Source organism: Phyllobacterium sp. P30BS-XVII (genome assembly GCF_014138335.1).
Lineage (GTDB): Bacteria > Pseudomonadota > Alphaproteobacteria > Rhizobiales > Rhizobiaceae > Phyllobacterium > Phyllobacterium meliloti.
In genome coordinates this window covers 41,443-54,915 of the sequence record NZ_JACGXO010000004.1, presented here as the reverse complement: position 1 = coordinate 54,915, position 13,473 = coordinate 41,443, and the positions used below count along the sequence as shown (strand labels likewise).

At 54.9% G+C, this 13,473-nt stretch carries 8 protein-coding genes; 2 read left to right on the top strand and 6 right to left on the bottom strand.

Translation table 11 applies throughout. From position 1 onward, the window contains the following. Positions 1 to 11 precede the first annotated feature (11 nt). The 6 genes from FHW17_RS12545 to FHW17_RS12520 all read right to left on the bottom strand — a co-directional run bounded on the left by FHW17_RS12545 (position 12) and on the right by FHW17_RS12520 (position 7,341). A complete protein-coding gene (locus FHW17_RS12545) occupies positions 12 to 1,007 on the bottom strand; it encodes an aldo/keto reductase (RefSeq protein WP_112526328.1) in 996 nt (331 codons plus the stop codon). Continuing rightward, complete coding sequence (locus FHW17_RS12540) at positions 1,004 to 2,008, bottom strand: sugar-binding transcriptional regulator (RefSeq protein WP_112526330.1); 1,005 nt, start codon at positions 2,006 to 2,008, stop codon at positions 1,004 to 1,006. The genes FHW17_RS12545 and FHW17_RS12540 overlap by 4 nt, the downstream gene beginning before the upstream one ends. A gap of 2 nt (positions 2,009 to 2,010) precedes the next feature. Then, positions 2,011 to 3,000 (bottom strand): ABC transporter permease, encoded by a 990-nt coding sequence (locus tag FHW17_RS12535; protein ID WP_162700362.1) that lies wholly within the window; start codon positions 2,998 to 3,000, stop codon positions 2,011 to 2,013. A gap of 25 nt (positions 3,001 to 3,025) precedes the next feature. Beyond that, the gene (locus FHW17_RS12530) at positions 3,026 to 4,573 is read right to left on the bottom strand and encodes a sugar ABC transporter ATP-binding protein (RefSeq protein ID WP_112526447.1); all 1,548 of its coding nucleotides are present in this window, start codon (positions 4,571 to 4,573) and stop codon (positions 3,026 to 3,028) included. Between the two features lie 66 nt (positions 4,574 to 4,639). Beyond that, entirely contained in the window at positions 4,640 to 5,668 is a 1,029-nt protein-coding gene (locus FHW17_RS12525; RefSeq protein ID WP_112526332.1) for a substrate-binding domain-containing protein, read from the bottom strand. Positions 5,669 to 5,853: 185 nt separating this feature from the next. Continuing rightward, positions 5,854 to 7,341, bottom strand: coding sequence for a carboxypeptidase M32 (locus FHW17_RS12520; RefSeq protein ID WP_112526334.1), 1,488 nt, complete (start codon positions 7,339 to 7,341; stop codon positions 5,854 to 5,856). Between the two features lie 518 nt (positions 7,342 to 7,859). Between FHW17_RS12520 and FHW17_RS12515 the strand changes: the two genes are divergently transcribed. Both FHW17_RS12515 and FHW17_RS12510 read left to right on the top strand, forming a co-directional pair. Further along, entirely contained in the window at positions 7,860 to 11,078 is a 3,219-nt protein-coding gene (locus tag FHW17_RS12515; RefSeq protein ID WP_182510018.1) for a pre-peptidase C-terminal domain-containing protein, read from the top strand. Between the two features lie 212 nt (positions 11,079 to 11,290). After that, positions 11,291 to 13,471 carry a type I secretion system permease/ATPase gene (locus FHW17_RS12510; protein WP_113095910.1) on the top strand — a complete coding sequence of 727 codons (2,181 nt, stop codon included), beginning with the start codon at positions 11,291 to 11,293 and terminating at the stop codon, positions 13,469 to 13,471. Positions 13,472 to 13,473: the final 2 nt, after the last annotated feature.

Sequence of the window (13,473 nt, the reverse complement as noted above, 5' to 3'; positions counted from 1 at the left end):
ATGCAGCCTGTTTACCTGTCCATGTCTGCCAGTTTCACTGCGATGGCCGCGTCAATGGCCGATAGGTCTCCGGTATCGAGCCGGATTGTTCCAGCTCGCGCATTGTCAAGCGCCTGATCGGGATTGCGTGCCCCGCACAGCGCAAAGGTCACGCCCGGTTGGGCCAGTGTCCACGCAATCACGATCTGAGCGATACTGGCACCATGCTTGTCCGCAACGGGACGGATGACATCGGCAAATTGCTTTGCCTTCAACCGGTTGCCGACGGAAAACCGGGGATTGTCTTTTCGCTGATCGTCACCGGCAAATACCCTGTTTGGATCAACGGTCCCGGAGAGCAGCCCCAGCGCGAGCGATGAATAGCTCAGCGTTGCAACACCAGCTTTTCGTGTTGTTGGCAACAAACCGGCCTCAAGCTCCCGGTCGATCATGCTGAACCGCTCCTGTATCGCGTCCAGAGAACCGGTTGCGATATAGGCGTTCAATTCGGCAAGATTGACATTGCTTGCACCAATGGCCCGGATTTTTCCGGCTTTGCGCAAATCTTCCAGCGCCCGCACGGTTTCCTCGATTGGTGTGGTCGGGTCCTGCCAATGGGTGATGTAGAGGTCGATGTAATCGGTGCCGAGACGCTTCAGGCTTGCTTCGATCTCATGAAAGATGGCATCGCGTCCGAGATACCGGTGAACCGGTTTGCCGTCCTGATCGAAAAAGTGCGTGCCTTTTTGGGTATGCCAGACGAGGCCGCATTTGGTGGCAATGACTGCCTTGTCGCGGCGACCCTTGAGCGCCTTGCCAACAATCTCCTCTGATCGTCCAAGCCCGTAGGCAGGAGCGGTGTCAATGAGCGTCACGCCAGCATCGAGTGAAGCCTGAATGGCGGCAATCGACTCTTGCTCGTCCGTGCCGCCCCACATCCAGCCGCCAATGGCCCAGGTTCCGAGCCCAACGGCCGATGCCTGCACGCTCGACTTGCCAATGGCCCGCGTCAGTTGTTCGTTGCTCATATCCGTCCTCCTTCAGCGGCAATATCAAGAATGCGTTGCCCCGTCGCTTCGTCTGTCACCAGCGTATCCAAGTGATTGCCCCGCATAATGCTCAGGATTGGCCGCGCCTTGTTTTGTCCGCTCGCCACGCCAATTTTGGTTGGAATGGACGCAAATTCCTCAAGCGTCAGCGAAACCAGCGACCCGTTCAGGCTGTAGTCACAGACCTGTCCGCGATCATCGAGCAGGTGAGCGAGCAATTCACTGCGCGCGCCGGAGCGTTCAATGGCATCGCGATCCGTGCTGGAAGAGGGATGCAGGTCATAATAGCTCGAGTCATCCGATAGGATGGAACCAATACCCACCACGGCGATTTTCGCTTCGCGTGCCCGTTTGAAAACATCTGCGACCGAACGCATGTTGATCAGCATGGCACGCTCGGCAGAACTGTCGGCAAAGAGCGGCGCATGAATCTGGTAAGCGCGCCCGCCAAGCTTGTCAGCCATCAGGGTCGAGACATGGTTCACATCGGTGTAATGCTTACCCTGAACACAGCCGGTGGCCGGGATTACCTCGACATCAAAACGGCGCGGTGCCTGCAACCCGGCAACCACGGCGCTGACGCCCTTGCCGCCGGTAATGCAGATCGTATCGCCATCGGTGATCTCTTCGAGCAGCAGGCGTGCAGCCGCTTCACCCACCGCCTGAAGGGCTGTTTGCGGATTGTCTGATACGGTTGGTACAACAATTGCCCGGCTGATGCCGCCAAGCGCCAGCAATTGCTCTTCCATATCAACGAGAGGTTCAACCGGCGATTTGATCTTGATCTCGACAAGGCCAAGCTGGCGGCCACGCTTGATCAGGCGGTTGACCGTTGGCTGTGAAATCCCGAGCTGCTCGGCAATCTGCGCTTGCGTCAGTCCTTCCAGAAAATGCAGGACGAGTGCCTGATGCATCTGCCGTGCGATAACGATTTCCTCGCGTGGTGCCACATGTTTCTGGTTGAGTTTGATAAGTGCCATGATCAGGACGCCTTCCGCTTATGCAGGAAATGGTCGATGGAGACTGCGGCCAAAAGAATGCAGCCTTTTATCATGTCCTGCCAGTAGACGGAGACATCAAGCAGGACCAGAGAACTGGTGACGAGGGACAACAGGGCTATGCCAAGGATGGCGCCAAGAATTGTACCCGAGCCACCATTGAGCGAGGCGCCGCCAATGACCGCTGCTGCAATGATATTCAGCTCCATGCCAACGCCGAATGTTGGGGTGGCTGCACCAAAGCGCGACATGTAGATAACACCGGCAAAACCAGCGAGTGTCGAGCAAAGAACTGTTACCCAGAACTTCACCTGTTTTGTCCGGATGCCGGAATAGAGCGCAGCCTTTTCATTACTGCCCGTATAGAAAACCTTGCGCAGGGCTGTTGCGCGCCGAAGCAGAAAATCAAAGAGGACGACAACCGCAAAAAAGATGAGAATGACATAGGGTACGCCATGGAACGAGCCTTGACCCACGGCTTTGAATGCTGGTGGCAGTGTGAAGAGCGAAAGCGGCGTTCCCTTGGTGATGATCAGGCAGAGGCCGCGCACGATCACCATGCCTGCCAGCGAAGTGATGAAGTGATTGAGCCCCACCACCGTTACAAAGAACCCCATCACACCACCGATCAGTCCGCTGGCAAAAATACCAATGAGCGATGCTATCCATGGGTCAAGCCCGGCGAGGAAAAGCGTGCCTGACAGCACCATGGCAAAGCAGACAACCGACCCAACGGCAAGATCGATGCCGCCGACGATCAGAAGGATGGTCATACCGACAACGACAATACCCTCCACCGAAAAACTCATCAGCATGGCGCGGAAATTGCCGAGTGTCAAAAAGTGCGGAGAGACAAAACTCATCACAATGCAAAGGGCAAGGATGATGGCGATCAGGCCTGCTTCACGCATCGACCCCAATTTCTTCCAGGGCGAACCTCGCATATCCTTTGCCATCATCGTATCGACTGCCATTGGTGTATCTCCCACTGTCTTCTCTTCAGGCTGCATGTTCTGATGCATGCGTTGTTTGCCCGTCTTGTGTCTGTTTCAGGCCCGATGCGAGCCGGATAATTGCTTCTTCACTCATCTCGTCGCTGCCAAGCTCGCCCGCTACCGCGCCCTCGCGAATGACCAGCACCCGGTCACACAGGCCAAGCAATTCGGGAAGTTCAGAGGAAATAACGATGATGCCGATGCCTGAACGCGCAAGCTCGCGCAGCAGAAGATGGATTTCCGATTTTGCGCCAACGTCAATGCCGCGCGTCGGTTCGTCCATCAGAATAACCTTGGGTTGCACCGCAAGCTGCTTGGCAATGGCAACTTTCTGCTGATTGCCACCGCTAAGCGAGGATACCGGCATGTCTACATGGTTCATGCGCACGCCAAGCCGCTGCGCGAAATTGCGAGCAAGCTGCCCCTCAGCCTTTGCGTCGATCAGGCCAAGATGACCCGTTACGGCATTCAGATTGAGAACTGAAATGTTCTGGGCAATCGACAAATCAAGGAAAACGCCGGAACCCTTCCGGTCCTCCGAGAGATAGACAATTCCGGCTTTTACCGCGTCCGCATAGTTTCGAATGCTTTTTGGCTGATTGTGCAGGCGTACCTCACCCTCGGCGATCGTGCGCAGTCCGCAAATGCCCTCGGCGATCTCCGTGCGGCCCGAGCCGATCAACCCGCCAATGCCAAGAATTTCACCCTTAGCCAGATCGAAGGATACATTGCCAAACCGGTTTCTGTCGCCAAGATTGCGAACCGACAAGATTGTCTCATCCGGGCGCGCGGCATTCTCCTGTTTTGGTGGATAGAGCTGCGTGATCTCGCGGCCAACCATGCGGCGCACCACATCGTCCGGCGTTATATCAGCGATATTTTCAGTGGAGACATAGCGCCCATCGCGCAGGACCGTTACCCGGTCGCAGAGGTTGAAGATTTCTGCCATGCGATGGCTGATGTAGATGATGGAAATGCCATGCGTCTTCAGTTCCCGTATGATCTCAAAGAGTATGCGCGTTTCTGCCTCGGTTAATGCAGCCGTCGGCTCGTCAAAGATCAGCACGCGGCAATCGAGCGTGAGCGCCTTGGCAATCTCCACCAGTTGCTGGCTGGAAATTGTCAGATCACCGACCTTCTGGCGAACATCAATGGGGGCAAGCCTGTTCATGACCTTTTGTGCGTCGCGCTCAAGCTTGCGGTAATTCATCAAAAAAGACCGGCGGCGGCTGGTGGTCGCCATAAAAATGTTTTCGGCAACACTTGCATCGGGGCAAAGAGCAATCTCCTGATGCACAAGCCCGATGCCAAGGGACTGTGCAACGGACGGGGATGCGATCTTCTGCGGCTTGCCATCGAGCAGGATTTCCCCGTCATCAGGCTGAAGCACCCCGGCCAGAATGTTCATAAGGGTGGATTTGCCAGCGCCATTCTCGCCGCAAAGCGCGTGAATTTCGCCTTTCGCCAAAGCAAAATTGACATTTGTCAGCGCTTTCACCGCGCCAAAATGCTTGGTGATATCGCGGATACTCAAAACCGGTTCCTGTGACATCGCGCCTTCCCCCATTGTTTTCAAGGCTATCCAGACCTTGCCGGTCTGGATAGCTGACGACGAACCTTACTCGTCAATACCCTTGGTGCCGCGGCGCTTCAGATACTTGTCCCAGAAGAAGTCATCCGCATTGTCGGCTGTCACGATGGACAGGCCATTGTCAACAAAGGGGATGCTCATCGGGTTGGTACCGGCGCGCTTTGCATCGTTCATCGGATCGATCAGTTCCGGATGCTTGGCGAACCAAAGCAGCATGAAGCCCATATAGCCCTGCATGCCCTGATTTGGGTTGATCGAGCCGAAGACCTGACCGGCCTTGATCATATCCAGAATATTGGCGTTTACGTCGGCGCACATGACGAGAATCTTGCCGCCGCTTTCCTTATTGGCCTGCGCCGCACCAATGGCCGAGTTTGCCTCTGGCATGAAGACAGCCGCCAGATTGGGGTTGGCCTGAGCAATGCTCATCAACCCCTGGTAAGCTTTGGTCGGGTCCTGATTGGACGCTGCGCGACCGACCAGTTTCATGTCAGGCCATTTTTCCTTCATCCGGTCGACAAAGGCTGTGACACGCCGGTCGTGATTATCCTGTCCCGGATTTTCAAGAACGGCATATTCGCCTTTTCCACCCAGCTTGGTGGCAATCGCGTCGGCGGCATAAATGCCCTCGCGCTTGTTGTCTGATGTGATGAAGGAAATCCGCTTGGAAAGCGGCGAGTCGGCGGCAAAAGTGACGACGGCAGTACCCTGATCAACGGCGCGGTTGATCGGCTCGATGAAAGGATCGGAATTCATTGGATGAACAAGAATACCGGCCGGATTCTGCGCCAGAGCCTGATCGAAGCTGGCGATCTGCTTGTTGACGTCATACTCAGGTGTGCCGGTATATGCAGTCTCACAGCCCAGCTGCTTGCCCGCCTGTTTGAACATTTCGTAGACGGGGAACCAGTATTCAACGCCGGAAACCATTACGTTCATGACGTATTTTTCGCCGGGTTTGCAGCGAAAGGGATTTTCCGTTTCCGCGCTGGCTGGTGATGCAAAAAGTGTGGTCGCAAGGACCGCCATGGCGGTCGTGCCCAAAAAAGTGCGCAAGTGTCCTCCTCGAGGCCGAAGCCCCTCCCATTGGTGTGTGGCGCCTTGGATGGCGACCGCTGTTCCTTATGAAGGCCAGCAATCCTCCTCGAGTGCTGGCAGGGGTAACTAAGCGCATTGCAAAGAGGCCGTCAATATAATTCAGTCAATGAATTATAATTCATGCCGCTTCACTATCGTCCTGTTTACGCTGCTCCATAACGCTTGCGGATATGCCCGATGAAATGGTCCGCGTTGAGCTTTTCGCCGGTGGCTCGCAGAAGCAATTCCGGCGTGGACCAGCGTGAGCCTTGCGACCAGATATGATCGCGGCGCCATTGATTGACGGCTGTAAAGTCACCTCTGGCAATATCATCATCGGCTGCGGGATGCTCTTTTGTCAGGGCCGCCCATTGCTGCGCAGCCATCATTGCGCCGAGTGTGTAGGAGGGGAAATAGCCGAATGCACCACCCGCCCAATGCACATCCTGCATGGGTCCATCGGCTGGATTATCAATCGTGGAAAGACCAAGATATTCGCGCATCTTCGCGTCCCATGCTTCCGGCAAATCGACCGCCTCAAGCCGTCCCTGAATGAGATCCTGTTCCAGTTCGTAACGCAGGATCACATGCAGCGGGTAGGTGACTTCATCAGCATCAACACGGATGAGCCCACGCTCCACCCGATGCACATGGGGAATGATGTCATCGATCGACCATGTTTCACCCAGATGCTTTTCGACAATAGGCAGTGCCCAATGCCAGAATGCTGGATTGCGCCCAAGCTGCTTTTCGACAAACAGACTCTGGCTTTCATGCACTGCCATGCCGCGGGCTTTTCCCACGGGCCAATGGGCCCATTGCTTGGGAAGATTCTGTTCATAAAGCGCATGGCCGGTCTCGTGCAGCACACCCATGAGAGAGGAGAGAAACTCCGTCGTCCGGTAACGGGTCGTGATACGAACATCACTCGGTACGCCGCCACAGAACGGATGGTGCGATATGGACAGGCTACCGTGTGAAAGGTCGAACCCAATGGCAGCCATCATGGCAAGGCCAAGTTCACGCTGCTTATCGATGGAATAGACGCCCGAGAGTGGTTTAAGCGGATGTTTTGCCAGACGTTCCTCCTGCACGGCAAGCGCTTCAGGAACGAAATCCTTCAGGAAGTTTTTCAGCTCGGCAAATACCGGCGAGATCTCGGCGGTGCGATTGCCCGGATCGTGCTGTTCAATCATCGCGTCATAGAGACCAAGACCAAGCACTTCGGAGCGCATCGCTGCTTCTTCGCGCGCCAGTGTAACGACGCCCTCAAGTGCGGGTAGAAATCCCGACCAATCATTCTTGGCGCGCAGATCGCGCCACAACTGCTCACAGCGAATTCGAGTATTCATCTGCCGCTCGACAAACTCGGCTGGTAGGCAGGTCAGATTGGTATAGTTCCGCCTGAACTCTCTGACAGCCGTCTCCTGCTCCTCGCTGAGCGGTTCAGCTTCCGCGGCAGAAATCCAGTCGGCAATCTCGGGCGCTGACGCCTGACGATGGTACATGCCGGCAAGTGTGCTCATGGCTTCGGCACGTTTCTCGCCGCCACCAACGGCCATATGGGTCGCCTCATCGGCGCCAAGAATGGCAAGTGCGTGTTCCAAAGCCTCAAGTTTGTGGCCAAGTTCATCGATTTTCTGGAAGGACATTCTATTCCCCTCTGGGCGATTCCTGATTCAAAGCAGGGCCAGAGAGGACTTCAATTCGTCGGGGAGCGCAAGATTGAATCGGGCGGCAAGGCAACCATCGATTCCCCGGTTCATTTCCCAAATGGCGACGCTGCACCAAAGGAAGAGGCTGGGAATGTATATAAATTATGCGACCAATATATTAGGTATATATGATTGAAATTTACTTCAAAATTTGAAGCGTTTTTCGATAAAAGCGAGAGTTTTCAGCCTATTTCCGCCAGTGATATTTGTTGTTCATTCTAATCAACTGGCGGTCGAGCGTCTAGCGATTTTATACTGACATAATTAGTTACGATTGTTGATAGTTGCAGATATTGACTGTTGGTTTTTTCGACCATGAATTGCCGGTCAGGTAAAGTTACCTCGGGCGGAATGGGTCAACTTCCGTTCGTTCACAGTTACGACAGATGATTACAAAAGCGTACTCCAAATGAACAAGGGGATTCGTTACAATGTGCATTTTGTGTCAAAATGGTATGCCTCAAAAACATGCGCCTACCAGCACTCAGCAGTTCTCTGCGAGTGAAGTAATATCCAGCGCCGCGAGTGTGCCCGGCGATAAATCCTGGCAGAACATCGATCAAACTCCACTCAACACGTTCGGCAAGAGCACCGATTACGAGGCATTTCTCGATTATCTCGGCGCGCTGCAGCGGGATCTTACGCCCGAGATGGCGCAACAGCCCATCAAAGTGAATCTGGAGGAACTTAACAATCACCCGGATTATAAAGCCGCGGCAATGGCAGCGCTGCAGCAGTGGTCCACGGTCACGCCGCTCAAGTTCGAATTCGTCACATCAGGCGAATATCTGAAGGTTGTCAGCCCTGAAGTCGGGGAAAAGGATGACGGGAGCGCCTATTCCAGCGGCCATTATGTCAGTGTCGGGCAGCGGTTCCATGACACAGAGGTCGATAAGACAGCGCCGGGCGGATATATTTTCAACACGTTCATCCATGAATTCGGCCATGAATGGGGGCTGAATCACCCCGGTGTCTATAATTACGGCGGACCCGGCGGCGAACAGATCACCTATCTGGCAGGTGCCACATGGGTATATGATCAGCAGCGTTACAGCGTCATGTCTTATTTTGACGGTATTGACGTTGGCGAAACCACGGCATGGTCGGCAACCACCCCAATGGTCGGTGATATTGAGGCGGTCATTCGCCACTATTATTCCACGGTTACAAATGGAGTGCGGACATATCAGGATGTCCAGCTGAACACTGGCAACGACGTCTACGGGTTTGGCAGCACCAAGCTTGGATATGAACTGAAGACGACTGGAAACGGTCATGATATCGGCTTTGTCATCCATGACACAGGCGGTTTTGACACGGTAGATTTCTCCGGATCAACGGCTGGTACAACGCTTGATCTGCGGGCAGGCCGCTGGTCCAGTGTCAATGGCCATAACAACAATGTTGTTATTTATCAGGGCCATAATGCCGATGCGACAGACTACTACATCGAAAAGGGTGTTGGCAGCGCGTTCAACGACATCATTCTGGGTAATGATGGCAATAACGAGCTGATTGGTGGCGCCGGTGATGACAAAATTGCTGGCTTTGCAGGCAATGACCGGCTTTATGGTGATGCTGGCAATGATGAACTTGACGGCGGCGCTGGTAATGACCTGCTTCTTGGTGGTGCCGGGAATGATTATCTTGATGGCGGCGACGGTGCCGATTCCATTCGTGGCGGCAATGGTGATGACCACATTATCGGCGGTCGGGATTCTCTCGCCAGTCGCGATATCAACAATACCATTCCAATTTCGCAATTGCCTGACCAGACCGAAAGTCTTGACGGTGATGACAAGCTGTATGGCGAAGGCGGCAACGATATCATCGAGGGCGGACAGGGTAACGATATTCTGGACGGCGGCGCAGGCGATGACATTCTGCGCGGTCAGGATGGCGTGGATGTCTTCATCGGCGGTGCCGGTTCCGACACTGTTGATTTCAGCCATGAAAGCCCGTTCCAGTTGCTCGTCAATCTGGAGACCAATGTTGCAAGCGGCGGTACAGCCACCGGCGATACGTTCTACAGCATTGAAAACCTGATCGGTTCGGATGATCGTATTGATCGGTTTATCGGCAACAGTGCGGACAACCATTTCCAGGGCCTTGGCGGCGGCGACGTCTTCAACGGCGGTGATGGAAATGACATACTCGACGGTGCCCGCGATGCCGATATTCTCTACGGCGATGCCGGTGATGATATTCTGATCGGCGGTGCCGGATTTGATTATCTCAATGGTGGTGAAGGCAATGACACCGCAGTTTATACAATCGGTGCCGACTCCCGGAGCAAGCAGGGCGTTAACGTCAATCTTGCTACAGGTGTTGCCAGTGGCGGCGACGCTGAAGGCAATGCTACCGGCGGGGCGAAAGGCGATATACTCGTGTCGATCGAGAATCTCGTCGGTTCGGCCTATGACGACAATCTCTTCGGTGATGCCGGTGTCAACAGACTCAGCGGTGGCGGCGGTAACGACACAATCGGTGGCGGCGCTGGCAAGGATTATATCGATGGCGGCGAAGGCCTTGATATGGTTGCCTTCTACGACAGCACACAGGCTGTAAACATCGATCTGGCTGGCAATACCGGCGAGGATACACTTGTGTCAATCGAAGGCATTGCCGGATCAAGTTTTGATGACACTTTGTCTGGAACCGCTGGCGATAATCGACTGGTTGGACAGGGCGGTAACGATACCCTGAACGGCGGCGACGGCAACGATATCCTCGACGGCGATTTCGAACCTTTCCCGGTTTCCGGAATTGGTCTTGGTGATAGTTATGCCACTTTGGGAGCCGATGCGACGAACACCTCGTTTGCCAACGCTTTCGACCTCACCAACAAGTTCTCGACATTGGCCGACGCAGACATCGCCAATGCTGAAACAAAGCCGCACTCGACCGTTAACGCGGTTGGTAATGGGGCTGCGGGTTATTATAAGGTAACGCTGAATGCCGGGTCCATTATCACTGTTGATATCGACCACACCGTTGGGGCGTTCGACAGCTATATCAGGCTGATGCAGGATAATGGCGGAGCCGGAATTGAAGTTGCCAACAATGATGATGGCGGCGGTGATCCCGGCTCGGTTGGTCGCAGCACAGATTCTGCATTGACCTTTACTGCAACGACAACAGGAACTTACTACATCGTTGTCGGGAACTATGACGATCCGAACTCCGTTCCTTCGCAGGTTCCATACGAAGTCAACGTATCGGTGGCTCCGCCCGTTCCATCCATGCCGCATATCGGCGTTGCCGGTAACGACACGCTTAATGGTGGAAAGGGCAACGACACCCTGTTCGGACGGGAAGGCAATGACAAGCTCAATGGTGGTGTGGGTAATGACACATTATCAGGTGGGTTTGGCAACGACACCTTCTCTTTCAATGCCGTCGGGTTCGGTAACGATATCATCAGCGACTTCAATATCTATGCTGGTGAACAGGATGTGCTGGAGTTCAGCTCGTCCATCTTCGGTAATCTGGATGAAGTGTTGAACAGCGCTGTGCTTCAGGATGGCAATGTCTTGCTCAAGGACGGCAATAGCAGCATCCAGTTGGCGGGATGGAATGACGTAAACGCGTTCAAGCAGTTCGCCACCTCTCACGCGGATAGCTTCCACTTCGTCGGTCAGCCTGCATTCAGTTCCAGGGCTCTTGCTGCTTGATTTGAAGCTGATATCGCAATGGGGCCCAGGGGTGTTGACGCACTTCCTGGGCCCCGTTAAAGCTCCAAAGGCAATTTTAGCGACATGATAATGTCGGCAAATGTTTTGGATATACGACGCGCCTTTGCGCGCGGGGGCATGGATTTTGTTGCCGTTGAGGTAACGGATTGTGGGGGAGACAATCATGATCACAAGCACGCGACGGCTTCATCATGGATAATGTGAGCCCAGGGACAGAGTCCAGGGAGGCAAGCGTCTTTGGTGGACAAGCACCTGACAGTGGCCTCGCGGCGCTGGCAGCAATCGCAGGATATTACCGGATTGCCACGCGGCCCGAGACGCTCGCACGGGAATATGCACTAAAGGGCGCAGCGGGGCCTGAGGATATTCTCCGAGCCGCCGGTTCCATTGGCCTGAAGGCGCGCATTGTCAAAGCAAGCGATGCCAAACGGCTTTCAACACTGCCGGTCCCGGCCATGGCTTGCCTAGATGACGGAACATTTGCCATCTTCGGCGGCGTGAATGCCGAAGGCAAATGTCGGCTCGTCAATCCATTGGGCTTCACCTCGCGCGAGATCCCGGTTGCCGAATTGCTGCAATTGACGGCTGGCAAGTTCGTTCTGGTGCAACGGCGCTTTGCCGGAGCCGGTGCTTCACGCGAGAATTTTGGCTTTCGCTGGTTTCTCCCATCGCTCTGGCGCTACCGGCGCGTTTTTGGCCATGTGTTGCTGGCCTCGCTGTTTGTGCAGCTGTTTGCCCTTGTTACACCGCTGTTCTTTCAGGTGGTGGTGGACAAGGTGCTCGCGCATCGCAGCTATTCAACGCTGATCGTTCTGGTGATCGGCCTTGCCGCTATCGGATTATTCGATGTGGTGCTGCAATATCTGCGCACCTACGCCCTGTCACACACGACCAACCGCATTGATGTGGAACTGGGACGACGCCTGTTTCGTCATCTCCTCAACCTGCCGCTCAGCTATTTTGAGACGCGCGCAGCGGGCCAGACGGTCGCACGGGTGCGTGAGCTTGAAACGATCCGCAATTTTCTGACCGGACAGGGGCTATTCTCCGGCCTCGATCTCATCTTCACAATTGTATTCATCATTGTGCTCTTTGCCTATTCGGCAAAGCTCGCATGGATCGTCGTTGCTTCCATTCCCTTCTATCTTGCCATCGGCTTTCTCATCCGGCCTTTTCTTAAAGAACGCATTGACGAGAAGTTTGATCGCGGTGCCTATAGCCAGCAGTTGCTGGTGGAGACGGTGGTGGGTGTGCAGACACTGAAAGCTGCTGCCGTGGAGCCGGTTGTTGCGGCCCAGTGGGAAGAGCGGCTTGCCGCCTATGTCCGCTCCTCCTTTGCTGCAACCATGCTTGCAGCCAAGGGCCAGAACGCCATTCAATATGTCAGCAAGGTCACCAGTGCAGCGCTGCTTCTCTTTGGCGCGCAGGCGGTGATCAATGGCGAATTGTCTGTTGGCGCGCTCGTCGCGTTCAATATGATTGCGGGTCAGGTGGCACAGCCGATCCTGCGTCTATCGCAGCTATGGCAGGATTTCCAGCAGGTGCAGGTATCCATCTCGCGATTGGCTGACATTCTGAACGCCCCGCAGGAGCCGCGTCCGGCGATTGCCGTCAGCCTGCCCGTACCCAAGGGCGCCATAGAATTCAAGTCGGTCAATTTCCGCTATTCGCCCGACGCGCAGGATGTGCTGAAAGATATCAACCTTTCGGTTCGTCCCGGCGAAGTAATTGGCATTGTCGGGCCATCGGGCTCGGGCAAGTCGACGCTGACCAAGCTCGTCCAGCGGTTCTATATTCCCAATAATGGACAGGTGTTTGTTGACGGGCAGGATATCGCGCAGGTTGATCCGGCGTGGCTGCGCGCCAGTATTGGCGTGGTGCTGCAGGAGAACATGCTGTTCAACCGCACCATCCATGACAATATCGTGCTTGCAGCTCCGGCGATGCCGCGGGAAGGGGCCATGCGCATGGCAAAGCTTTCTGGCGCAGAAGAGTTTATCTCGAAACTGCCCCGAGGCTATGACACGCTGATCGAAGAGCGCGGCGCCAACCTTTCCGGCGGGCAGCGTCAGCGGCTTGCCATTGCCCGGGCACTCGCCACCAATCCACCCATTCTCATTCTCGACGAAGCGACAAGCGCGCTCGACTATGAGAGCGAACGGATCATTCTTGCCAATATGCGCGAGATCGTGCGGGGACGAACTGTTATCATTATCGCTCACCGGCTTGCCACTGTGCGCTACTGCAACCGTATTATCGGCATGAAAGACGGTCGTATTGTCGAAGAGGGCACGCACGACACGCTCATTGCCAAAAAGGATGGTCTCTACGCGCATCTGTGGCAACTCCAGTCCGGGAGCAACAACGCATGAAT

Excerpts from the sequence above, each read along its gene's own strand:
- FHW17_RS12545 (WP_112526328.1), bottom strand. The coding sequence starts at position 1,007 with ATGAGCAACGAACAACTGACGCGGGCCATTGGCAAGTCGAGCGTGCAG.
- FHW17_RS12540 (WP_112526330.1), bottom strand. The coding sequence starts at position 2,008 with ATGGCACTTATCAAACTCAACCAGAAACATGTGGCACCACGCGAGGAA.
- FHW17_RS12535 (WP_162700362.1), bottom strand. The coding sequence starts at position 3,000 with ATGGCAGTCGATACGATGATGGCAAAGGATATGCGAGGTTCGCCCTGG.
- FHW17_RS12530 (WP_112526447.1), bottom strand. The coding sequence starts at position 4,573 with ATGTCACAGGAACCGGTTTTGAGTATCCGCGATATCACCAAGCATTTT.
- FHW17_RS12520 (WP_112526334.1), bottom strand. The coding sequence starts at position 7,341 with ATGTCCTTCCAGAAAATCGATGAACTTGGCCACAAACTTGAGGCTTTG.
- FHW17_RS12515 (WP_182510018.1), top strand. The coding sequence starts at position 7,860 with ATGCCTCAAAAACATGCGCCTACCAGCACTCAGCAGTTCTCTGCGAGT.
- FHW17_RS12510 (WP_113095910.1), top strand. The coding sequence starts at position 11,291 with ATGGATAATGTGAGCCCAGGGACAGAGTCCAGGGAGGCAAGCGTCTTT.